General features: G+C 45.5%; 25 protein-coding genes. 14 read left to right on the top strand and 11 right to left on the bottom strand.

The window, feature by feature from the left end; translation table 11 throughout:
- Positions 1-73: 73 nt before the first annotated feature.
- The 9 genes from EGI32_RS05730 (at position 74) to EGI32_RS05690 (ending at position 8,592) form a co-directional block, all read left to right on the top strand.
- Complete coding sequence (locus EGI32_RS05730; protein WP_255154420.1) at positions 74-610, top strand: CvpA family protein; 537 nt, start codon at positions 74-76, stop codon at positions 608-610.
- Between the two features lie 161 nt (positions 611-771).
- Entirely contained in the window at positions 772-1,992 is a 1,221-nt protein-coding gene (locus tag EGI32_RS05725) for a sterol desaturase family protein (protein ID WP_255154419.1), read from the top strand.
- A 271-nt stretch (positions 1,993-2,263) separates the two neighbouring features.
- Positions 2,264-3,040 carry an alpha/beta fold hydrolase gene (locus EGI32_RS05720; RefSeq protein WP_255154418.1) on the top strand — a complete coding sequence of 259 codons (777 nt, stop codon included), beginning with the start codon at positions 2,264-2,266 and terminating at the stop codon, positions 3,038-3,040.
- A gap of 80 nt (positions 3,041-3,120) precedes the next feature.
- Entirely contained in the window at positions 3,121-3,783 is a 663-nt protein-coding gene (locus EGI32_RS05715) for a CBS domain-containing protein (RefSeq protein WP_255154417.1), read from the top strand.
- Positions 3,780-5,216 carry a POTRA domain-containing protein gene (locus EGI32_RS05710; protein ID WP_255154416.1) on the top strand — a complete coding sequence of 479 codons (1,437 nt, stop codon included), beginning with the start codon at positions 3,780-3,782 and terminating at the stop codon, positions 5,214-5,216. Before EGI32_RS05715 ends, EGI32_RS05710 begins: the two co-directional genes overlap by 4 nt.
- A 148-nt stretch (positions 5,217-5,364) precedes the next feature.
- Positions 5,365-6,243, top strand: a complete 879-nt coding sequence (locus tag EGI32_RS05705) for an NAD kinase (protein ID WP_255154415.1) — start codon at positions 5,365-5,367, stop codon at positions 6,241-6,243.
- A 122-nt stretch (positions 6,244-6,365) separates the two neighbouring features.
- A complete protein-coding gene (locus EGI32_RS05700) occupies positions 6,366-7,343 on the top strand; it encodes a sensor histidine kinase KdpD (RefSeq protein WP_255154414.1) in 978 nt (325 codons plus the stop codon).
- Positions 7,344-7,353: 10 nt separating this feature from the next.
- A complete protein-coding gene (locus tag EGI32_RS05695; protein ID WP_255154413.1) occupies positions 7,354-8,058 on the top strand; it encodes a response regulator transcription factor in 705 nt (234 codons plus the stop codon).
- A gap of 180 nt (positions 8,059-8,238) precedes the next feature.
- Entirely contained in the window at positions 8,239-8,592 is a 354-nt protein-coding gene (locus tag EGI32_RS05690) for a DUF5763 domain-containing protein (protein WP_255154412.1), read from the top strand.
- Positions 8,593-8,760: 168 nt separating this feature from the next.
- Here EGI32_RS05690 and EGI32_RS05685 read toward each other — a convergent pair whose 3' ends face one another.
- Entirely contained in the window at positions 8,761-10,665 is a 1,905-nt protein-coding gene (locus EGI32_RS05685; protein WP_255154411.1) for a BatD family protein, read from the bottom strand.
- A 24-nt stretch (positions 10,666-10,689) separates the two neighbouring features.
- Positions 10,690-11,388 (bottom strand): SDR family oxidoreductase, encoded by a 699-nt coding sequence (locus EGI32_RS05680; RefSeq protein WP_255154410.1) that lies wholly within the window; start codon positions 11,386-11,388, stop codon positions 10,690-10,692.
- Between the two features lie 183 nt (positions 11,389-11,571).
- On the opposite strand from EGI32_RS05680, the gene EGI32_RS05675 reads away from it, so the two are divergent.
- Positions 11,572-12,270, top strand: coding sequence for a YjjG family noncanonical pyrimidine nucleotidase (locus EGI32_RS05675; protein WP_255154409.1), 699 nt, complete (start codon positions 11,572-11,574; stop codon positions 12,268-12,270).
- 171 nt (positions 12,271-12,441) lie between these two features.
- On the opposite strand, the gene EGI32_RS05670 is transcribed toward EGI32_RS05675, so the two are convergent.
- The 5 genes from EGI32_RS05670 to EGI32_RS05650 form a co-directional block, all read right to left on the bottom strand.
- Positions 12,442-13,098, bottom strand: a complete 657-nt coding sequence (locus EGI32_RS05670; protein WP_255154408.1) for a phosphatidylserine decarboxylase family protein — start codon at positions 13,096-13,098, stop codon at positions 12,442-12,444.
- Positions 13,099-13,199: 101 nt separating this feature from the next.
- Positions 13,200-13,766: a DUF6169 family protein gene (locus EGI32_RS05665; RefSeq protein ID WP_255154407.1), complete on the bottom strand. Its 567-nt coding sequence runs from the start codon at positions 13,764-13,766 to the stop codon at positions 13,200-13,202.
- Positions 13,747-13,992, bottom strand: coding sequence for a hypothetical protein (locus EGI32_RS05660; protein WP_255154406.1), 246 nt, complete (start codon positions 13,990-13,992; stop codon positions 13,747-13,749). The genes EGI32_RS05665 and EGI32_RS05660 overlap by 20 nt, the downstream gene beginning before the upstream one ends.
- Positions 13,993-14,060: 68 nt before the next feature.
- A complete protein-coding gene (locus EGI32_RS05655) occupies positions 14,061-14,768 on the bottom strand; it encodes a phosphatidate cytidylyltransferase (RefSeq protein WP_255154405.1) in 708 nt (235 codons plus the stop codon).
- Complete coding sequence (locus EGI32_RS05650) at positions 14,768-15,766, bottom strand: CPBP family intramembrane glutamic endopeptidase (RefSeq protein ID WP_255154404.1); 999 nt, start codon at positions 15,764-15,766, stop codon at positions 14,768-14,770. The genes EGI32_RS05655 and EGI32_RS05650 overlap by 1 nt, the downstream gene beginning before the upstream one ends.
- Positions 15,767-15,813: 47 nt before the next feature.
- Here EGI32_RS05650 and dusB point away from each other — a divergent pair, with 47 nt between their 5' ends.
- The 3 genes from dusB (at position 15,814) to EGI32_RS05635 (ending at position 17,839) form a co-directional block, all read left to right on the top strand.
- Positions 15,814-16,851, top strand: coding sequence for a tRNA dihydrouridine synthase DusB (gene dusB / locus EGI32_RS05645; protein WP_255154403.1), 1,038 nt, complete (start codon positions 15,814-15,816; stop codon positions 16,849-16,851).
- Positions 16,852-16,926: 75 nt separating this feature from the next.
- Entirely contained in the window at positions 16,927-17,412 is a 486-nt protein-coding gene (locus EGI32_RS05640) for a Panacea domain-containing protein (protein WP_255154402.1), read from the top strand.
- Entirely contained in the window at positions 17,405-17,839 is a 435-nt protein-coding gene (locus EGI32_RS05635) for a hypothetical protein (protein WP_255154401.1), read from the top strand. Before EGI32_RS05640 ends, EGI32_RS05635 begins: the two co-directional genes overlap by 8 nt.
- Here EGI32_RS05635 and EGI32_RS05630 read toward each other — a convergent pair.
- The 3 genes from EGI32_RS05630 to EGI32_RS05620 all read right to left on the bottom strand — a co-directional run bounded on the left by EGI32_RS05630 (position 17,836) and on the right by EGI32_RS05620 (position 20,562).
- Positions 17,836-18,351 (bottom strand): hypothetical protein, encoded by a 516-nt coding sequence (locus EGI32_RS05630; protein ID WP_255154400.1) that lies wholly within the window; start codon positions 18,349-18,351, stop codon positions 17,836-17,838. The genes EGI32_RS05635 and EGI32_RS05630 overlap by 4 nt on opposite strands.
- Before the next feature lie 113 nt (positions 18,352-18,464).
- On the bottom strand, positions 18,465-19,046 hold the full coding sequence (locus tag EGI32_RS05625; RefSeq protein WP_255154399.1) for a glutathione peroxidase: 582 nt from the start codon (positions 19,044-19,046) through the stop codon (positions 18,465-18,467).
- Between the two features lie 142 nt (positions 19,047-19,188).
- Positions 19,189-20,562, bottom strand: coding sequence for an aldehyde dehydrogenase (locus EGI32_RS05620; protein WP_255154398.1), 1,374 nt, complete (start codon positions 20,560-20,562; stop codon positions 19,189-19,191).
- Positions 20,563-20,756: 194 nt separating this feature from the next.
- Between EGI32_RS05620 and EGI32_RS05615 the strand changes: the two genes are divergently transcribed.
- Complete coding sequence (locus tag EGI32_RS05615; protein ID WP_255154397.1) at positions 20,757-21,194, top strand: nucleoside deaminase; 438 nt, start codon at positions 20,757-20,759, stop codon at positions 21,192-21,194.
- A gap of 205 nt (positions 21,195-21,399) precedes the next feature.
- On the opposite strand, the gene EGI32_RS05610 is transcribed toward EGI32_RS05615, so the two are convergent.
- Positions 21,400-21,603, bottom strand: coding sequence for a hypothetical protein (locus tag EGI32_RS05610; protein ID WP_255154396.1), 204 nt, complete (start codon positions 21,601-21,603; stop codon positions 21,400-21,402).
- Between the last annotated feature and the right edge of the window lie 28 nt (positions 21,604-21,631).

Below are 21,631 nucleotides of genomic sequence, written 5' to 3'. Positions count from 1 at the left end.
TGCGATCTATGATGTATGATCTATTACTAGTTCGACATCATAGATCATAGATCATACATCATAGATCTCAGATATGCTGATAGATTCCATCTTTGCGGTACTGCTCGTGCTGGCCTGCATCAAGGGTTACACCAAAGGCCTGATCGTAGCCTTGTTCTCCATCATCGGGTTTATCGTGGGTTTGGCAGCGGCTATCAAATTATCTTCAGTGGTAGCCGAAAAATTATCTGCTTCTATCAGCGTTTCCGCCAAATGGCTGCCTTTCATTTCTTTCCTGCTGGTATTCATCGCGGTCATCGTATTGGTCAACCTCGGGGCAAAACTCATCCAGAAATCATTCGAAATGGCCATGCTCGGCTGGGTCAACCGGCTCGGCGGCATCCTCCTCTATATGCTGCTCTACAGCATCCTGCTGAGTATATTCCTGTTTTACGCCATCCAGCTTAAATTCATCAACGACGAAACCGTGAAGGCGTCCGTCATTTACCCCTACATCCAACCCCTCGGCCCCAAAGTAATCAACTCGCTGGGATTTGTCATTCCCTGGTTCAGGGATATGTTTACTCAACTGCAGGATTTTTTCGGAAATATTCCGGCAAAAACGAATTAATAATTAATAATGTATAATTAATAATTATTCACAGACCAGTATGAGCATGGAAACATTCGTACCGGCAGAATTATTAATTATACATTATTAATTATTAATTATTAATTATCCCCTATTTTTGTAAAATCTACTAATTTACTAGACTATTAAACAGTACACACATGTCACATCCTGCTTACCTGGCTTTTGCCATTCCTTTGTTCCTGTTTTTCATGGGATTAGAGTATTGGTATTCAAAAAGAAAAGGAAAAAATTTCTTCCAGTTTGCAGAGTCGGTGGCCAATATCAACGTGGGTATCGCCGAAAGGCTGATGGATGTATTTACCATGATCCCGTTTTTTTATTTTTTCCAATACATCCATACTAATTATGCTTTTTTCGACCTGGAAGCCAATGCGTTTACCTGGGTGGCGTTGTTTCTGCTCACGGATCTTGTATGGTACTGGTACCATCGCCTGGCGCATGAGATCAACATACTCTGGGCGGCACATATCGTGCATCACCAGAGCGAGGATTTCAATTACACGGCTTCTGCCAGGATCACGGTATTCCAGGCAGCTATCCGTTGCGGTTTCTGGGCGGTATTGCCACTGATAGGCTTCCCGGCTCCCATGATCTCCGTGCTGCTGCTCATCCACGGGCTTTACCCATTCTTCATTCATACCCAAACCATCGGCAAGCTGGGCTGGGTAGAATATATTTTTGTAACCCCCTCGCACCACAGGGTACACCACTCTTCCAACCCGCAATACCTGGATAAGAACTACGGCGATGTACTCATCCTGTGGGATAAATTGTTCGGCACGTTTGTGGAAGAAAAAGAACAACCGGTGTACGGGCTTACAAAGCCATTGAACAGCCACAGTTTTCTGTGGCAGCATTTTCATTACCCGCTGGAACTCTATGTGGCTTTCAAAAGGGCGAAAGGGTTCAAGGCAAAATGGATGGTGCTGTTCGGCAGTCCCGAAGGCATCGACCCAAGGATACGCACCCATCTCGAAAAGTTTTTCCTGAAAAAAAGGCAATTTTTTCAGCCTACAAGGGCCCACAGGCAGTATATCAGCATGCAGACCACCATTTCGCTGATCCTGCTTTTTGTAGTCATCTATTTTTATGGAAGCCTTTCTGCACTGCAAACGGGTTTTATCAGCATTTTCATACTCATCAGCCTCATCAATACCGGCGCCATCCTCGAGCAGCGTTCGTGGATCTTTTACCTGGAGTATGCCCGTCTGTCGGTGGGGTTGCTGTGGGTCTGTTGTTATTACCCCAATTTACTGATGGGAATTTCGGCGGCAACCGTTTTTGTGATCCTCCTGTATTATTTCAGGCCGATGGAAAAACGTTATAAAAAATTGTTATACCAACAGGTGACTTCGTGATCAGGTAACCCAAGCTATTCATACCATTTCTGTCAGCCAGAGCTTGTCGAAGGCGGTTGTTGTGACCAAAGCTGCCTTCGACAAGCTCTGGCTGACAGAAGAACAAGCTTAGGCTGACAGGCCGTAAGGATTAGGCTATTAAAAATTATCCTGAAAAAATTACACTTTTTATATTTTTTCATTCCTGCTATCTTTGCCCGAAACCGCTTTTTTTGCTTTAAATCGAGTATTTTAGCAAAAATAGATCAGCACAACCATATTAACCCAGCGAATGGCCTACGAAATAAAACAAGACGGAAAATTTAAATTCATAGAAGAAGGACAAGGGGAACCTATCATGTTCCTGCATGGCTTGTTTGGTGGGCTCAGCAACTTCGCTCACCTGGTAGAGCATTTCCGCAAAACGAATAAGGTGGTAGTACCTACCCTCCCTTTACTTGATCTCGATCTTTTGCATACCTCCGTTGGCGGGTTGCAGAAGTTTGTCAATAAATTCATCGAGCACCGCAAATACGAAAACATCCATCTCATGGGCAATTCCCTGGGTGGGCATGTAGCGTTGGTGCATACCTTGAAAAATCCTTCCAAGATAAGATCCCTCATACTTACCGGCAGCTCCGGCCTTTTCGAAAACGGCATGGGCGATACCTATCCAAAGCGTGGAGATAAAGAATATATCCGCAATAAAACGGCGCTTACTTTCTACGATCCGGCATTGGCAACAGACGACCTGGTAAACGAAGTATTTGAGATCACCAACAACAGGCTCAAAGTGATCAAGATCATCGCACTGGCAAAAAGCGCCATCCGCAACAATCTTGGCGAAGAACTCAACCAGATAAAACAACCTACCTGCCTGATATGGGGCAATAACGATACCATCACCCCGCCATTTGTAGGAAAGGAGTTTAACCGGCTCCTCCCCAACAGCGAATTGCATTTCATAGACAAATGCGGCCATGCCCCCATGATGGAAGTGCCGGAAGAATTCAACAGGATACTCGACGGTTTCCTGGCTAAATTGTCAACGCCTGCTGCAACGGTTTAACGTTATTTTTTGTCACTACTGTTAAACGCTGCATCCTTTTATTTACTCCCATCGTAAATAGAAAAACATAAACCCGCAAAATGCTAACAGTAGACCTGATAAACAATAATATACCCCGCCTGCGCCTGCAGGATACTGTTGGCAAAGCGCTGCAGCTCATCAACGATTTCCGCGTTTCCCATTTACCCGTAGTGGCCGAAGAAAAATTTCTCGGCCTCATCAGCGAAGAAGACCTGCTGGATGCCGAGGATGAAAAACTGGCTATAGAAGTGTTGCAGAATAATTTTGTGAATGCCGCCGTAAAGAACAACGTGCATTTTTTAAATGCCGTAAGCAGCAGCATCCAGTTTGATACCACGGTAGTTCCCATTGTAACTGGCGAAAACGAATTCGTTGGCGTGATCACCACAGCCGACCTCCTGAAAACATTGGGCAATTTCTCCGGAGCCAACGAGATCGGTGGTATCATCGTGATCGACATGGAACGCTCCCAATTCGCCATTTCGGAGATCAGCAGGATCGTGGAAAGCAACGACTGTCATGTACTGCATCTCAACACTACTGTGAACCCGGTAACCGGTATACTTACCGTTACCATCCATATCAACAAAAGGGAAATATCCGCCGTAGTGGCCACTTTTGAGCGCTATGAATACGATGTGACCTACTACTTCGGTACAGAAAAGTTTGAAAACGAGATCGACAGCAACTTCAGGCATCTGATGAATTACCTGGATATATGAAACCCGGTTTACAAATTTTAATGATCTGCTGCCTGCTTGCCAACGGGTTTGTTGCCCGGGCGCAGATAAAAGATTCCACCACCCTCGCCTTCCTGCAAAAAGACACTTCGGCTTTTGTTCAGGTAACTTCCATCAACATTTCGGGAAATAAAAAAACAAAAGGATACATCATTCTCCGCGAAATGCAGTTCAAAGAAGGTGACAGCATCCCTACATTTGCGCTGGCGCAAAACCTGCAGCAGGCGCACGACCAGGTGTACAATACCACCCTCTTCAGCGATGTGGCCATTACGCCCACTTTCATTTCGCCCACACAAATAACCATCGCGGTAGTAGTGAAGGAAAAATGGTATATCTACCCTACGCCGCAGTTTCAGCTGGTAGACAGGAATGTGAACGAATGGATCAAGCTGCACAATGCGGACCTTAACCGGGTGATATACGGAGTAAAATTTGCCCATTACAATTTCAGCGGACGCCGCGATCAGCTTCGGGTTTACCTGCTCAATGGTTATGCCCGCAATATCTCTTTTGCCTACAGCGCCCCCTACAGTAATTCTGCGCTCACCGAAGGGTTTTCGGTTGCCGCAGGCTTTACCCAAAACCGCGAAGTGCCTTACCGCACCACGCGGTTCAACAAACTGCAGCAATTCAACAATGGCGATTTTGTACGCAATGTATTTTCCGTTTCGGCCGGGTATACCGTGCGTAAAAGCTTTTTCAAAAAACACTCCTATGTACTTTCTTACACGTTGCAGAATGTGAACGACTCACTGCTCTCCCCCCGCTACAACCCCAACTATTACGGCTCCCCAAAATCGCACAAAGGATACCTGGATATGATCTATTCGTTTCAGTATGCCAATACCAACAACATCAATTACCCGCTGCGGGGGCTGGTATATGGCGCATCGGTGCTCAAAAGAGGACTGGAATGGAAAGGCGGTATCAACATGCTGATGCTGGATGGATATGTTGCCCGGTACCTGCCCCATGGCAACAACTGGTACAGCAGCTTCCAGGGATATGTGAAGATAAAAGCCCCGTTTGAACAGGCATATATCAATCAGCGTGCGCTGGGATATGGCGACCTTAATTTGCGCGGGCTGGAATATTATGTAATAGATGGCGTGGCGGCCACTCTGGGAAAATATACCCTGAAGAAAAAAGTATGGTCGTTTGGCGTGCCCGTGCCTTTCAAAAACAGGCTGGCCTCCAGGATCCCGTTTACCATATTTGCCAAAACCTACGCCGATGCGGGCTACGTTTACAGCAAGCCTGAGTTCGAAAGCATGCTCAACAACCGTTTCCTCTACAGCGGGGGCTTCGGCATCGATATACTCACCCTGTACGATATTAATCTTAAGATTGAATATAGCCTGAACCAGTTAGGGGAAAAGGGAGTATTTTTGCAGATGAGGGGAGGTTTTTGAGCGGAGCTCAAAAACAATTACGAATTACTAATTACGAATTACGAATGAGTACTTTCGGTTTGTAATTCGTAAAGTGGCGGAAAAGATATTCGTCTTCAACCATTGCATCCATTCGTAATTCGTAATTAGTCATTCGTAATTAATTTTAATGAGAATAGCAATATACAGCCGGGGCATAGAGAACAACCAGATGCAGGATATGGAACTTCTGCTGGCCGAAATGGAGAAACATGGGGTAGAACCGGTTTTCTTCCAGGATTTTTTCAACCAGTTTTATTCCGCCGTAAATATAAAAGGGAAATATTCCACCTTCAATTCCAGCGCCGATATGGACCTGTCCATCGATTGCCTCATCAGCCTTGGTGGCGATGGCACACTACTGGATACCGTTACGCTGGTAAAAGATACCGGCATACCGGTGCTGGGCATCAACTACGGCCGCCTTGGTTTCCTGGCCAATATTGGTAAGGAAGAATTGCACACCGCTTTTGAAGCATTGGTCAACCGCAAATATGTACTCGATAAAAGGGCGCTGCTGCACCTCGATGCCGATGTTCCATTGTTTGGCGACACCCCTTATGCACTCAACGAATTTTCGATCCACAAAAAAGATTCTTCGCCGATGATCAAGATACACACGTATCTCAACGGTGAGTTTTTGAATACTTATTGGGCCGATGGATTGATAGTGGCTACGCCAACGGGTTCCACAGGCTACTCACTCAGCTGCAACGGCCCGGTGGTTTTCCCGGACAGCGCCAGCTTTGTGATCACCCCGGTATCGCCGCACAACCTCAACATCCGCCCCATCATCGTTCCGGATAACACCATCGTTTCCTTCGAGCTTGAAGGCCGCACCGATGGGTTTCTCTGCACACTCGACAGCCGCCGGGAACTGGTACCGAAAGAAATACAGATAGCAGTAAAAAAAGAACAGTTTGGTATCAACCTCATCAGGCTCAATGAAAATAATTTTTTGCAAACGCTGCGCAACAAATTGTCGTGGGGGTTGGACAAAAGGAATTAACAATTACGAATTACGAATTACGAATGCGTTCTATCGTATTGTAGTTCGTAAAGAAAGCCAGAATTGTAATTAATTCACGGCTTGTGTATTCATTCGTAATTCGTAATTCGTAATTCGTAATTATGAACTCGAAGCCAAAAAAAATACAACTCATCTTCGTCATCTACTGGATCCTCCTGGCATATATCATTGCCGCGTTGATCTTCTGGTTTACGGCACTCATGCAGCAAAATCAGCAGATGACCACTTTCAAGCTGCAACGGCTGAAGTCGGAAGAAGTGAATTATCCGGAGCAATACCTGCGTATAGAAGATGAGAAGCGGCGCAAAACGGCGCAATACATCGGCGAGGGAAGCATTTTCCTGTTGCTTATACTGGCGGGTGCTATCTTTATTTTCAGGGCGGTAAGGCGGCAGTTGCGGCAGAGCCACGAACAGCAGAATTTCATGATCGCCATTACGCATGAGCTTAAAACACCCATCGCCGTTACCAAGCTGAACCTGGAAACCCTGCAACGGCGGAAGCTGGACGAAACGCAGCAGCAGCGGCTCATTCACAACACCGTGCAGGAAGCCAACCGACTCAATACACTTTGCAACAACATGTTGCTTTCGTCGCAGATAGAGGCTGGTGGTTATCGCGGCGTGGATGAAGAAGCAAGCTGGACCAATATCGTGACCGAATGTTGCCAGGATTTTACCACCCGCTACCCCGACCGCCAGCTGCAACAGCAGATCGCCGAAGACGTATTTGTGATCGGCGATCAGCTGCTGCTCCAGATAGTAGTGAACAACCTCGTGGAAAACGCCCTGAAATATTCACCAAAAGACAGTACCGTGACAGTTGTATTGGAAAAAAAATCAAATATTGCAGTCCTGAAAGTGATCGATAGCGGTGTAGGCATTGCCCGAGAAGAAAGAAAAAAAGTTTTTCAGAAATTTTACCGCATCGGCAACGAAGCTACCAAAAGGGCTAAAGGAACCGGACTGGGATTATATCTTACAAAAAAAATTGTAACTACTCACAAGGGAACCATCAACATCAGCGATAACCCGGGCGGCGGAAGCATTGTAACGGTAAGCCTGAAAGCGGAAGCATAAACATACAGACATGGCAGAAAAAAGTTTTTCGATATTACTCGTAGAAGACGAAGAAAATTTGCAGGAAGCCCTGAAGCTCAACCTTGAGCTGGAAGGATATGAAGTAACGAGCAGCTACGATGGCGCCGATGCACTAAAAGTGGTACACCAGGAACACTTCGACCTGATCATACTGGATGTGATGCTGCCCGAAATGGATGGCATTGCCGTATGCGAAACCATCCGCCTTACCAATACCGACATCCCCATCCTCATCCTCAGCGCCCGCAACAGCAGCGCCGACAGGGTACTCGGGCTCAAGAAAGGCGCCGATGATTACCTCACCAAACCATTCAACCTCGAAGAATTATTGCTGAGGGTAGACAAGCTCATCAAAAAAAGCGAACAGCTTTCCATCAAACAACCGTTGCCCAATCATTACGAATTTGGCAAGAATAAGATCGATTTCAAAGCACAGGAATGTTATACCAGGAGCGGCGAAAAGATCCTCCTGACAAAAAAGGAGATCATGCTGCTGAAGCTGCTCATTGAAAACAAAAATGAAGTGGTTACCCGCGAAAAAATACTGCAGTCCGTATGGGGATACAATGTGTACCCTACCACCCGTACTATCGACAACTTCATTCTCAACTTCAGGAAGTATTTTGAATCCGATAGCAGGAACCCTCAGTATTTTCATTCGGTGAGAGGAGTTGGGTATAAATTTACTGAGTAGCTCAGAGTTGAAGGTTGAAAGTTGATGGTTGAAGGTTATGACCTTCATCAGGATTGAGCCTTCAACCATCAACTTTCAACCTTTAACTTTCAACCTTCAATTTCTCAAAGCAACCATTAATTAATACATTTACTACGATAAAACATACTAGCGCTCGCTGAAGTTTTTAATCGTCCCAATATGAAATGTCTTAATTTTTTACTTTTAATAGTAATTGCGTCCTGTCATATCCCAAATGAAACAACGCCTATCACAACACCTAATACTGATACAGTTACGGTAGCCCCTGTAACAAATCTTTATCCGGCAGGGGGAAGTGCTAAGAAAAACAAGAGAAATAAAAAAGGGAAAAAGGTTGATTATACAAATTATTCTACTTCGGTAACGGTAACTAAAACAACAACAACACGTAAAAGAACCCGCCACTATTCATCAGTAAGTTATTCAAGTCAATGTCAAGCAACAACTAAAAAAGGTTACAGGTGTTCTCGAACTTCAAGAAGTGGAGGGTATTGTTGGCAACATGGAGGATGATAATATTTTAATAGACTTACTACAATTTTTTTAAGAGTATTAATAGCTGCTTTCAGTAGTTGATGATTATTCGTTATTTGTGGATTCTCTGCTAAAACCCCTGCTATATATTACCACCTTCAACCATCAACCTTCAACCTTCAACTTTCAACCATCAACTTTCAACCTTCAACCCTCAACCCTCAACCTCTCTATCACATCATGCGCCCTTCCATACAGCTCGTTCCTCTTTTCATTTTCTACAAACGGCGTATATAGGTACCACTCTATTTCCTGCATGAGTTGCTGTAGCTCCAGTACCGTATCGTTGGCAATGCCAGAGCTATCCATAGCTGCCGCCAGGGTTTTGGAAGTAACCTGTGAAGTTTCGAGATGGAATTTTTGTGCAATGAATGTTTTCATTTCCCGGTTGAGCAATACATAAAACTCCTGGCAATTTTCGGTATACAGGCAGGTTTCGGCCTGCTCCAGCGGATTTTTTTGATTGAGGGCGATTGCTTCCGCTACACTCTCAATTTCGGCCCGTTCTTTTGCAGCCGCTTCCCGTTCTTTTGCCTCCGCAAGCTTTTCTTTTTTGCTTTCACTTTTAAGCCAGTAATACAGGCCGAAAAATATCACCAGGGCTACAAAGCCGATGATCCACCAGCGGTGAGAAAAAATACTGTTGAGAAACGAAGGCGCTTCTTTCTTCGGTTCGTTCACTAACGGCAACGCTTGTACGCCGGTGCCTTTGGTTACCGTAAATGTAACAGGGCCTGTGCTGTCTTTTTTGTACGTGGCCGAATGCGAATCAAAATAACTGAAGGCTATCTTCGGGATGGTGTAAGTGCCTTCTTTTTGGGCAGAGAAAGAAAAAGTAAAGATCTTTTCGCCGCTGATCGGAACAGTCTGGTACGAAATATTTTCTGTCAGCTTCGGCTCAAAAGGTTCAATGCCATCGGGCCATTGTATATCCGGAAGAGTTACCATCTTCAGGTTGCCATTGCCGCTGATACGAATGGCCATCGTGCCCGTTTCGTCGGTAGAAAAACTATTTTTTGCAAGCGCACATTCTATGTGAAAAATGCCTACCGCACCATTAAACGAAGCAGGCTTCCCGGTTTCGGGCAAAGGCTTTACCGTGATGGTGATGGGTTTGTTGCTCACCGTAGCATTTTCCTGCATCACCATCGAAGGATCCATCATCATGCCGTTGATAAGGTCCAGCGCACTGGCCGCATTGGCCTTATCCGATCCCTGGTCGCGGAGAAATTCTATCTGGTTGTCTACCTCCGCCGACTCCAGCCCTATCTCGCCCGCCTGTAGCGGGTACAGCTGGGCTTTACGAATGACCAGCATATTAAAATCCCTGCCGCCCAGTGATTCTTTGGAATAAAAATTATTATCCGGCCGCTCCATATCTACCACCGAAAAACCATTGAAGGAAGGGTTCTTCACCAGCCGGCTGCTGTTTTTCAATCTCGTGTACAATTTGTAAGTAGCTACAATCGGCTCGCCTACATAACAGGTCGTCCTGTCGGTCTGCAAGCGGAGCTGAAGATTTTTCGCCACCTTATCCGCCACCGCTTCATTTTTATACAGAACGATGTCTTTAAAATTTACTTCCCTGGTATTGGTGGTGGTCTCCTGGTCTTTACCCACCTGCAGGGTCAGCGGGGTACTTTTTACCTTTTTTCCATCAATAACGGCGGAAGCTTCGCCGATGGTGAAGCTGCCCAGGCGTTTGGGTTGCAGGATGTAAGAGAAGGAAACGTATTGTGTTACTTTCCCGTTGATATCCACGGAGCCGGTTTCCTGCAAAGGGCCGCTGATGACGTTGAAATTTTTTAAAGAGGGCGGAGCAATGGCGGCGATCTTTTCTGCATTTTCAATCACGATGCGAAAAGCCACATACTCATCCTTTACAGTGCTTTGCGCCGAAAGTGTGGTGTAAAACCGGGATTGCGCCAATGCGCTGAAGCAGGAGAGATAACAAAAGGCCGTAAATATTATTTTCTTTAGAAATAGCTTCATAAAAAACGCGTCGCCTGCAAAAGTAAAACAACTATCATGGCTGCTTTGTTTTGCGCTCACAAATGATATTAAACAAACTGTTAATTATAGGTCGCCGAGCTGTGGCCTCAGGATGATCGATTCTACCACTGCCTGCGATGATAACCTGGTGGCGGATATCACCGATTCGGCAATATCGCTGCTCTCCATGATACGGTTGCTGCTGTTGTCGAAGCCCGCCCACGAATCGGTAAACACGGCGCCGGGATAAACGGCTGTTACTTTAATGCCGGTTGATCTTAGTTCGTGCCGCAGGTTCTGGCTGAAACCATTGAGCGCATATTTGCTGATGCTGTAGCTGCCACCGCCTTCGTAAGCATTGAGCGAAGCTACCGAGCAGATATTGAAAATGTGCCCGCTGCCGTTGGCTGTCATTGCGGGCAGCAGATGCCTGGTAAGGTAATAAGCGCTGTACAGGTTGGTGCGGATCATTTCTTCCAGCGCATCATCCGCTTCCGTAGCTATCTTGCCGGGGATATACCTCCCGGTATTGTTGACAAGAATATCGGGAGTACCGAAGTCCAGGCACATTTCCGCGAAGCGGGTAATATCTTCTTTTTTGGTGAGATCGGCTGCCAGCGCAAATACTTCTGCAAAAGGATAACGTTCCCTGATCTCCGCGGCAGTATCCTGCAACTCATCGTCCGTACGGGCGCACAGGAATACACGGTTATTTTCGGAAGCGAATTTTTCGGCGATCGCTTTCCCTATGCCCTTGCTGGCGCCTGTGATAACAACATTCATATAACAGTATAAAAAATGATTAATGAGTATCTTCGCTTCTACGAAGGTAAGTCTTGTATTTAAGACTGTGCCCCCGTTCATCATCTCTGTCAGCCTGAGCTTGTCGAAGGCGGATTTGATCACCTATATCGCCTTCGACAGACTCAGGCTGACAACATATTAAATGATTAAATTTTCTTTTTAATGCCCCAATACAAACATATTTTTTTCGACCTCGACCACACCCTCTGGGATTTTGATAAAAATGCCGAAAGCACCCTCACCGACGTATACGCCCACTTCAGCCTGGATACCAGGGTGGCCGCACCTTTCAACGATTTTTACCGGAAATACCTGTACCACAATGAAAAGCTGTGGGCACGTTACCAGAACGGGTTCATTACTGCCGAAGAACTGAAATGGCGCCGTATGTGGCGTACGCTGCTCGACTTCAAAATTGCCGATGAACCCCTGGCGAAAGATATCAGCGGGAAGTTCATGGACATCTTACCCACCAAGCAACATGTATTTGACTACACCCACGAAATACTGCAATACCTGCTGGATAAAAATTATGTGCTGCACCTCATCACCAATGGTTTTGAAAAAACACAATGGAGCAAGCTGAAGCATAGCGGGCTGGAAAAATATTTCACCCACATGATCACTTCCGAAACCAGCAACAGCCTGAAGCCGAAGAAAGAAATATTTGATTATGCCATGAACAAAGCAGGCGCAACATTACCCGAATCGATCATGATCGGCGACAACCTCGATGCGGATATTCAAGGCGCTCTGAATGCAGGAATGGATTGCATTTTTGTAAACCATATTGGGGCAGTATGCCCCATACAACCTACTTATAGCGTTACACATCTGAAAGAACTGGAAACGATATTCTGATGTATGATGTATGATGTGAGATGTGAGATGTGAGATGTATGATGTTTTTAGAGGGGAAGTTTTTTACAAAATGATATTGTATGATTTCAGACATGATATATTTCCCGGAAAAATAAGTTGCTACCGCTGAAAGACATCATACATCTCACATCATACATCATACATTGATTGCTACAACGTAGCAATCACACTTACTCCCCCCCTCACCACTTCATTCAGCCCCACATTTATTTTGGTGCCTGGCGGCAACAGAAGATCTACCCGGCTGCCAAATTTGATAAAGCCTAACTCAGCGCCCTGCTGTACTTTATCGCCTACGTGGAGGTAGTTTACAATACGTTTTGCTACGGCGCCGGCAATCTGTTTTACCAGTACCTGTACATTATCTTTTTTGATCACCACCGAGTGGCGTTCGTTTTCTGTAGAAGATTTCGGGTTCCAGGCTACCAGGTATTTTCCTTTGTGGTATTGGTTGTACACTACTTCGCCACTCAATGGGTTGAGGTTTACGTGCACATTGGCCGGGCTCATGAAGATAGAAACCTGCAGGCGTTTTTCGTTGAAATATTCTACATCTACCGTTTCTTCTATCACCACCACTTTACCATCGCAGGGAGAAACTACCAGATTGTCGCCCAGCGTAAGTGTACGCGATGGAATGCGGAAGAATGAAACGATGAACAGCAGGAAAACAAGCGTGATGATGAATGCCGCTATGCAGATCCACAATAAGGATGCACTGAAAAACCAGAATAACGCGATGTTGATAACGCCGAAAACAAGGGTTGCCAGTGCGATTGATTTATATCCTTCTCTGTGTATGGTCATTAGTTGAGTAATTTTTGAACGGCGAAGATACCAGAAAAGTTGAAAAAACCGGAAGGCTAGGATTTATAGAAATAAACTTATTTTTTATTCCGTACTAAGCATCAACCTTTCCCTGAAATAATTGCATCTTTTATAACTTGAAACTCTTCAAGTGCCTTATTTATATCATTATTATCACATTGAATGATCAAACTCATATACTCTTTATCAGTAACAACTTCTCCATTTTGACCAGTATATTCATTAACAATGATTTCTTCATTAAACTTTTTATAACAATATTTAGAAGTTGCCCGCTCAAACCAATCATTAAATAATTTCGCTCTTTTATATTTTTTATCATTACCGCCTTCATCACTACAATGAAAAATTAATATAGATTCTTTGCCCTGTTCCTCATAAAATTCATTTATAACATTTACTATGGTGTTCATAACCCTTGGGTCATAATGCTCCGCTTTGCCTTCATTTGGAGCGACTTTCGTAAATCCAAAATAATAGCTTGCTTCAGAAAGGCGCATACCACTCTGAATTTGGTCAAAATAATCTACAGCTGGATAAAAATACACACGATATTGTGTGCCTGTTTTGGTAATAAAATTTGCAGCAATTACTCCATCATCTTCATTAAACTCATGAGAGTAATAATCATGTATTTGGCGAATCATTTTTTTTTCCGTTATTGCCAAAATCAACTTTCAGTGAAGAAAGCTTTCCGGATTGGGCAAAATGCTTCTGGATTTGAGCTTTTTTGTCTTTTAAAGATTTTATAAACTCAATTGCTTTTGTATTGGTAGGTGATATGACGATTTTACTTTTCACGTTTTGATAGAAAACAATTATTAGTATATAAAGATATAAAAGTTTTCCACATTCCATTACTTTTTTACGCAAATGTGGAAAATATATTATAACGTAACCAATCAAATGCCAACTCCACATCATGAAACGTTATCAATTTTTTAAATATTTATAATAGACATATACACCCACACAAACGGCGTAGCCACCAGCAGCGAATCAAACCTGTCCAGAAACCCACCGTGCCCGGGCATGAAGCTTCCGCTGTCTTTGATGCCGGCCATGCGTTTCAATTTACTTTCGAGGAGGTCGCCGAGCGTGCCTGCTACGGCGGCAATGGCGGCAATACACAGCCAATGGCGGAGTGGCAATGATTGCAATGCCGGCAGAAAATAACCCAGCAATCCCATTACTACCACGCAAAGTATGGCGCCACCGGCGGTACCTTCCCAGGTTTTTTTAGGAGATATCTTCGAAAAAGGAGTTTTACCGATCAGCGAGCCCACAATGTACGCCATGGTATCGTTGATCCAGATGGAAAGAATGACGGCGATGGGTAATATGGGGGAATAATAAAGATGAGAGATCGAGAAGTGCCCTGCCGCTTGCCCTATGCTGGTAAGCCCCAGCCAAAGCATCATCAGTATGGGCGTAGTGATATAGAACAATCCAAAAAACGTATACGCCAAAAATTTACTGCCGTAGATCTTTTTCAAGATCCTCACAAACTCATACCAGGCGCCAAAATGAATGACAGTGAACAACGCAATGAACGTCCATTTATTTACAAACAATCCCGCCAGCATCACCAGTGCAAATACTACGGCGGTGAGCGACCGGGTTTTGAATACTTCTTTATTTAACGCCATCAGTTGGGGTTTACGTTTTTGCCTAATGTAGCAATCGGGTCGTCATGCTGCAGGATGTTCTCCCGGGCCTCTATTTTTGCCACTTCATTTTTGGATACCCGCTCAAATAAAGCGTAAAACAATACCAGCAACCCTACTCCAAAAAGGCCCACATACCAGGCCACTTTAGGTTCCAGCTTGCTTACATCCAGCTTTTGCTTTTGCATGCTCATGTAAAACAGCATGGCGAGCCCGAGTGCGTTGTTGATAAAATGGGCGATGATATTTACCCATATATTTTTACCCTTATGGTAGATCATCCCCAGCGCCAGGCTAAGTACCACGCGGCTGAGGAAAAGATAAATGCTCATGTGGATGATGCTGAATATTACCGAAGTGACCAAAATAGCGATCAGCGGTTTTTTCCACCATTTTACCAGCAGGTTTTGCAGGGCGCCCCTGAAAAGCACTTCTTCAAACATGGCAGGAAAAAACGCGATGATGAAAAGCGCCATCACAAATTCCGGCCAGCTTTTGAGGTTGCTCATGGCCAGTACCTGGGCATTGTAGGCATCTTCCATGGTTTTGGCCATGCTGTTGAGCGAGGGATAATGTGCCAGCACATTTTTGGTAAACACGGCCAGCGGGCTGGCACACATGCTGGCGGCGTAAATAATACCGAATGCGATGAGCACCTGCCCGATGTTGAAATACTTGCTGAAGCCCAGCCAAAACAGGCTTTTTCCATTGGTAACCAGGGAGTAACCCAAGGCCGACAGAAAAAAGAAGGTGAAGGTACCCAGCACCTGCGAGAGCCTGAGCGCCCCGATATTTTCGGGTTTCATCATGGTGGCCTGCAGCGTTTGGGTCATCTGCTCAAACGATGTGCCCGCCGGGGTTACATACATGCCGATGATCATTTGCACCACCATGGTAAGGATGAACCCTGCCCCCAGGAAAACGAACAATACACCCAGTTGCCCGAGGCCGGTAAAACCCTTAACACTTTTATATTCCATACCTGCGCTGTTTTTTGTAAATTTGCCGCTGCAATATACAAATAGATATGCCCAAAATTGGCAACATACAATTACCTGAATTTCCATTGCTGCTGGCGCCAATGGAAGATGTGAGCGATCCGCCCTTCAGAGCCGTGTGCAAAACCAACGGTGCCGACCTCATGTACAGCGAGTTCATCAGCAGCGAAGGGCTCATCCGCGATGCCATTAAAAGCAAAGCCAAGCTCGATTTCAGCGAAGAAGAACGCCCCTTTGGCATCCAGATATTCGGCGGCGATGAAGAAGCCATGGCCATGAGCGCCCGCATCTGCGAAACCGTAAACCCCGACCTGGTAGATATCAACTTTGGCTGCCCCGTAAAAAAAGTGGTGAGCAAAGGTGCCGGTGCAGGCGTATTGAAAGATATCGACCTGATGGTGCGCCTTACCAAAGCGGTGATCAACAGCACCAACCTGCCCGTAACGGTAAAAACCCGCCTCGGCTGGGACGATAGCACCAAAAACATTGAAGAAGTGGCCGAACGCATGCAGGACATAGGCGTGCAGGCGCTGGCCATCCATGGCCGCACCCGCTGCCAGCTGTACAAAGGCGAAGCCGACTGGACCCTCATAGGCAAAGTGAAAAATAACCCGCGGATGCACATCCCCATCTTTGGCAATGGCGACATCGACAGCGGCGAAAAAGCATTTGAATACAAGAACCGTTATGGCATCGATGGTATCATGATAGGCCGTGCGGCCATCGGCTACCCGTGGATCTTCCGCGAAATAAAACATTACCTGCAAACGCAGACCAACCTTGCTTCCCCCACCCTGGCCGAACGCATTGAAGTATGCAAAACACACCTGGCCAAATCCCTGGAATGGAAAGGCCCCAAAGTGGGCATTTTTGAAATGCGCAGGCATTATACCAATTACCTCAAAGGCTTGCCCGGCATCAAAGATTTCAGGATGAAATTAGTAACCCTCGAAACCGGCGAAGCCATCAATGAAGTGCTGGATGAAATAGCGGCGCATTATAAAGATTACGAGTTTGAAAGAACGCCGATAGAGATCATCAATTATCACGAGAAGTGCCCTTTGTAAATAAGATATAGTGAGACTAAAGAAATATCATAGATTACAAATACTAAAATATTTAGAATTTCTTAACTTCGCCCTATGAAAAAGGTTTATTCATACAAAGTCATAGCAGATTATTTCATTGCACTTTCAAATGAAACTCAATCACCAATTACAAACTTAAAATTGCAAAAGCTTGTATTTTATGCACAGGCGTGGAATTTAGCAATTTTGAAAAAAGAATTAATTGCCGAAGATTTTGAAGCTTGGGTACATGGACCTGTTATTCCTGAATTATATAAGGATTATAGTTCCTTTGGGTGGAAGCCAATACTACGTGAAGATTTAACTTCGGAAGTTTTTTCAGAATTAAAAAAAACAATTGATGATGAAGTTTTGAAAGTCTTAGGTGAGGTGGAATATGAATATTTTGGTTTACAAGCATACGAATTGGAAAAGCTGACACACAATGAAGATCCATGGATACTAACAAGGGTTGGGCTTACTGAAGATCAGCCTTCGAATAAAATTATTTCCAAAGAATTAATATCGGCCTATTATTCAAAGTTTGTAGTCAATGAGTAGATTTAAAAAGCCCCAACCTCCTTCAGGTAATCCTTCAATATCTGAGGCGAAAAAAACGGCTGAAAAAAGGGCTTCAGAATTAGTAAATTTTTCTTTGAAATATCTGGATGGAGAACATGCAAAATTCACTTTTTCATCTCACGATGGTACATACTTTTGCGAAGTATTGGAACGTCTTAAGAGTTTATCAACACTTTCTAAGCAAGAATGGCTTTCCAGCAGAAGTTCAGCATTAAGAATTCACCCGATAGACTGGAGTGAAACTACTGAAGAGGAGGGATTTAATTTCCCTAAACATGATGAGATAGTCGATACCCCTTATCAATTTGCCGTTTCAGGCAATGAGCACGGTAGAACTCATGGTTTTTTTATCTCAAACACATTTTATATTGTTTGGCTGGATAGGGAACATAACTTATATGCTTAAGTTTTATTTACAAACTCTCTCAGCCCCTTAATATAAGCTGTAGCATTTCCCCGTGCATACAGATCCGCCCCAAGCATCAACACAGCTTCTATAGCCAGCGCCAGCCCAAAGCCTTTCCAGAAAGCCAGTTGTTCGTTTTCTTTAAAATATAAAAACAACCCTGCACCGGCGAGCAGCAATACCACTTCGCCTATCAATAATATGGTAAAGGTTTTTTCTACTTTTTCCATGCGGGGCAATTCGGTATTTTTCAACAGCGGGGGATTCATGTCGTAAGCATACGTGAGCCTTTTGCGGTCGGCATCGCTGCGTTTGTATACGGTGTAGCTGGCCGCCAGCTGGATGATGCTCAGCACCACTATTACCACCGCCGCTCCTTTGTAAGCATTGCTTTTACCCGCAAAAAACAATACAATGGCCAGCACAATGGCCGCGGCAGCAACGATCATGAAAATTCCGCTGAAAGATTTTTCGGCGGAGAAATATTTCTCTATGTCAGCTTTATTAAACATGGTATGCTTTTTTGAACCCCCGGCCCTGCGGCGGGGCAGGCACAAAGGCACTAAGAACTCAAAGACACACAAAGAATTCTTAGTGCCCCTTTGAGCTCTTGGTGACTTAGTGGTTATCTGATCGCATCGGCAACTTCCTTGCTCATCGGCTCTACCGAAGCTTCAAAGAAATTCTTCAGGTTGCCGTTTTCGTCTATGATGTATTTGCAAAAATTCCAGGTGGGAGCCGTGGTATTCCAGCCGTTTTTATCAGCATCGGTGAGCCATTGGTATACCGGGTTCTGCTCAGCATTTTTCTTCACGCCACTTTTTTGCGCCAGCGGAAAAGTAACGCCATAATTCACCCGGCAAAATTCTTCAATGGTAGCGTCATCGCCTTTTTCCTGCTCGCCAAAATCGTTGGCCGGAAAACCGATGATCACCAGGTTGTCTTTATTGGCTGCATACAATTTTTCCAGGTCGTCGTACTGGCGGGTGTAGCCGCAGTCGGAAGCGGTATTTACCAGCATTACTTTCTTGCCTTTGAGGTCGGAGAAAGCGAATGGTTTGCCGTTATTCAATGTTATCTGCAGATCGTAAAAAGATGTGTTGGCCATGGTGGTAGATTGTAGTTTTTTGTTGTTTTTTCCAAAAAGCCGCGTAAGCCCTGTAAGCACGGGATACATCAGCTTTAATATTTTTTGTCTGCCTGTCATTCTGTAAATGTAGTCAATAATAAAAAATATACGTTGAGCCTGAATCCTCTCATCCGTCAGCCTGAGCTTGTCGAAGGCGGGAATCAGGAACTGAAGCCGCCTTCGACAAGCTCAGGCTGACCGATAGACTGTAGCAAACCAGCTAACCAATCAATCGTTTCAGCAGCCCCAGCCTCCCCTCATACGGCGGATACTTTATAGCCGGATCGATCCACGTAGGCGTTTTCAGCACCGACTTCTGATGACTGAACGTATCGAAGCTGAACCTGCCGTGGTATTTCCCCATGCCGCTGGCCCCCCTTCCGCCAAAGGGCAGGCGATGGTTGACCAGGTGCACACTCGCATTGTTGACGCAGCCACCGCCAAATGCCACCGACTGCAGCCACCATTGTTCGTTTTGGCTGCCGGAGGTAAAGAGATAAAATGCCAGCGGGTTTTTATTCCGGTTGATGATGGCCAAGGCTTCTTCGCGGCTGTTGAAGGCTATGATGGGCAATATGGGCCCAAAGATCTCGTCGTGCATGATGGCACCGCTGAGGTCGATGGCGTCCATGAGGGTGGGTTCTATGTAGAGTTTGTCGCGATCGCTGCGGCCGCCGTACAATACTTTGCCATCGTTGAAATAAGTGATCAGCCGGTCAAATTGTTTTTGGTTGATGATGCGGCCGTAATCGTAGCTGGCTGCGGCATCGCCTTTGAAAAATTGTTCGATGGACTGCTTCAGGGCAGCCACCAGCGCATCCTTTTGCGACGCGTGTACCAGCACATAATCGGGCGCTACGCACATTTGCCCGGCATTGGAAAACTTGGGGAAGGCAATGCGTTTGGCAGCCACTTTTATATCCGCGTCGGCTTCTACCACGCAGGGGCTTTTGCCGCCCAGCTCCAGGGTAACCGGCACCAGGTTGTTGGCGGCCGCCTGGTAAATGATCTTGCCTACGGCGGTGCTGCCGGTGTAAAACACATGGTCAAACACGAAGTTGTTCATCATATGCGGCACTACGGTAGCGCCATCGCCTTCGGTAAATAAAATATAGGCGGGGTCAAAATTTTCTTCGATGAGCCGCTTCATTACGGCGCTGGTAGCCGGCGCAAATTCCGACGACTTCAGCACCACGCAGTTGCCCGCGGCCATGGCCCCTATGAGTGGGGTAAACAACAGCTGAAACGGGTAATTCCACGGGCTGATGATGAGCACCACGCCCAGCGGCTCGGGCACTATCAGGCTTTTGGAAGGGAGGTTGGCCAGGTTGGTACGCACGCGTTCGGGTTTCATCCAGCGGCTGAGCTTGCCGATGGCATTGCTGAGCTCCGACAGAAAAAACCCGTTCTCGGTGATCCAGCATTCTTCGGGGCTTTTTTTGAGGTCGGTATAAAGCGCTTCGTAAATGGCTTCTTCCGCTGCTTCTACCGCTGCTTTCAGCTTTTTCACCTGCGCCAGCCGGAAGGCGTATTCCTTAGTTGCCCCCGAATCAAAAAACTGCCGCTGAGCGTTTAATTTACTTACGAGATCCATTTGATGTAAATTTGTTTGAAGGTAGGTCTTTCAGCGTAAAGAATGAGGCTGTCAGCCTGAGCCTGTCGAAGGCGTATAACATACGAACCGCCTTCGACAAGCTCAGGCTGACAGTTCTATTACTCTGCGAAAACTCTGCTCCCTCTTGTTCTCCGCGGTGAAAAAAAATTGCCGCCCTCAAAAATTAACCCAATATGAATGACGAACAATACATGCGCCAAGCCCTCACCGAAGCCCAAAAAGCCTTCGAAAAAGACGAAGTCCCCATTGGCGCCATAGTGGTCCTCAACAACCGTATCATCGCCCGTGCCCACAACCAGACCGAACTGCTTACCGACAGCACGGCACACGCGGAAATACTCGCCCTCACCACCGCCTACAACTTCCTGGGCAGCAAGTACCTGCCCGAAGCTACCCTGTATGTAACCGTGGAGCCCTGCCTCATGTGCAGCGGCGCCCTGTACTGGAGTAAGATAGGCCGCGTGGTATTTGGGGCGTATGATGATAAGAATGGGTACCGGAGGGTGGCTGGTGCCAATAACCCCTTTCACCCAAAAACAGAGCTGGTGGGTGGTGTGCTGGCAGAGGAATGCGGGCAGCTGATGAAAGATTTTTTTAGGGGTAAAAGATGAACCACGTAAACCTGACCGGGACACCAACAATCCTCCAAAATCTTAAATGATTGATTAACAGATGTGGCAATCCAGGAAATTTGACACAGTTGAGGAAAAAAAATAAAAAGGGCGTGTCAAAATAAAAAAAGCGTGTCAAGAAAAAATAAAAAAAGATTTTCAGAATTTTTTAATTTTTTAATTTTTTAATTTTTTATTAAGATTTTTACTTTTTATCTCCAACTTTCTGTTGGAGCACGAATACTGCTTCTACCAGCCTGATCAACTCGTCGTGCATAAATAAAAACTCCTTTTCCGTACCCATGCCGGAGCCGTACGCTTCATACAACCATTCTTTCATGATATACCGCACCTGTGTGAGGCTCCAGGTACTGAAAAACTGCCCGATCACTTCCTTCGGGTCATCCATTTCTTTGATGGTGAGGTGGAGGGGTTGG

The sequence above is a fragment of the Ferruginibacter sp. HRS2-29 genome, from assembly GCF_024343615.1.
Taxonomy (GTDB): domain Bacteria; phylum Bacteroidota; class Bacteroidia; order Chitinophagales; family Chitinophagaceae; genus Ferruginibacter.
This window is presented reverse-complemented; position numbering and strand designations above follow the sequence as displayed.

Excerpts from the sequence above, each read along its gene's own strand:
- EGI32_RS05710 (WP_255154416.1), top strand. The coding sequence starts at position 3,780 with ATGAAACCCGGTTTACAAATTTTAATGATCTGCTGCCTGCTTGCCAAC.
- EGI32_RS05670 (WP_255154408.1), bottom strand. The coding sequence starts at position 13,098 with ATGACCATACACAGAGAAGGATATAAATCAATCGCACTGGCAACCCTT.
- EGI32_RS05650 (WP_255154404.1), bottom strand. The coding sequence starts at position 15,766 with ATGGAATATAAAAGTGTTAAGGGTTTTACCGGCCTCGGGCAACTGGGT.
- EGI32_RS05610 (WP_255154396.1), bottom strand. The coding sequence starts at position 21,603 with ATGGATGACCCGAAGGAAGTGATCGGGCAGTTTTTCAGTACCTGGAGC.
- EGI32_RS05690 (WP_255154412.1), top strand. The coding sequence starts at position 8,239 with ATGAAATGTCTTAATTTTTTACTTTTAATAGTAATTGCGTCCTGTCAT.
- EGI32_RS05620 (WP_255154398.1), bottom strand. The coding sequence starts at position 20,562 with ATGGATCTCGTAAGTAAATTAAACGCTCAGCGGCAGTTTTTTGATTCG.
- EGI32_RS05640 (WP_255154402.1), top strand. The coding sequence starts at position 16,927 with ATGAAAAAGGTTTATTCATACAAAGTCATAGCAGATTATTTCATTGCA.
- EGI32_RS05700 (WP_255154414.1), top strand. The coding sequence starts at position 6,366 with ATGAACTCGAAGCCAAAAAAAATACAACTCATCTTCGTCATCTACTGG.
- EGI32_RS05705 (WP_255154415.1), top strand. The coding sequence starts at position 5,365 with ATGAGAATAGCAATATACAGCCGGGGCATAGAGAACAACCAGATGCAG.
- EGI32_RS05725 (WP_255154419.1), top strand. The coding sequence starts at position 772 with ATGTCACATCCTGCTTACCTGGCTTTTGCCATTCCTTTGTTCCTGTTT.
- EGI32_RS05630 (WP_255154400.1), bottom strand. The coding sequence starts at position 18,351 with ATGTTTAATAAAGCTGACATAGAGAAATATTTCTCCGCCGAAAAATCT.
- EGI32_RS05680 (WP_255154410.1), bottom strand. The coding sequence starts at position 11,388 with ATGAATGTTGTTATCACAGGCGCCAGCAAGGGCATAGGGAAAGCGATC.
- EGI32_RS05625 (WP_255154399.1), bottom strand. The coding sequence starts at position 19,046 with ATGACAGGCAGACAAAAAATATTAAAGCTGATGTATCCCGTGCTTACA.
- EGI32_RS05655 (WP_255154405.1), bottom strand. The coding sequence starts at position 14,768 with ATGGCGTTAAATAAAGAAGTATTCAAAACCCGGTCGCTCACCGCCGTA.
- EGI32_RS05715 (WP_255154417.1), top strand. The coding sequence starts at position 3,121 with ATGCTAACAGTAGACCTGATAAACAATAATATACCCCGCCTGCGCCTG.
- EGI32_RS05720 (WP_255154418.1), top strand. The coding sequence starts at position 2,264 with ATGGCCTACGAAATAAAACAAGACGGAAAATTTAAATTCATAGAAGAA.
- EGI32_RS05695 (WP_255154413.1), top strand. The coding sequence starts at position 7,354 with ATGGCAGAAAAAAGTTTTTCGATATTACTCGTAGAAGACGAAGAAAAT.
- dusB (WP_255154403.1), top strand. The coding sequence starts at position 15,814 with ATGCCCAAAATTGGCAACATACAATTACCTGAATTTCCATTGCTGCTG.
- EGI32_RS05730 (WP_255154420.1), top strand. The coding sequence starts at position 74 with ATGCTGATAGATTCCATCTTTGCGGTACTGCTCGTGCTGGCCTGCATC.
- EGI32_RS05675 (WP_255154409.1), top strand. The coding sequence starts at position 11,572 with ATGCCCCAATACAAACATATTTTTTTCGACCTCGACCACACCCTCTGG.
- EGI32_RS05665 (WP_255154407.1), bottom strand. The coding sequence starts at position 13,766 with ATGATTCGCCAAATACATGATTATTACTCTCATGAGTTTAATGAAGAT.
- EGI32_RS05615 (WP_255154397.1), top strand. The coding sequence starts at position 20,757 with ATGAATGACGAACAATACATGCGCCAAGCCCTCACCGAAGCCCAAAAA.
- EGI32_RS05635 (WP_255154401.1), top strand. The coding sequence starts at position 17,405 with ATGAGTAGATTTAAAAAGCCCCAACCTCCTTCAGGTAATCCTTCAATA.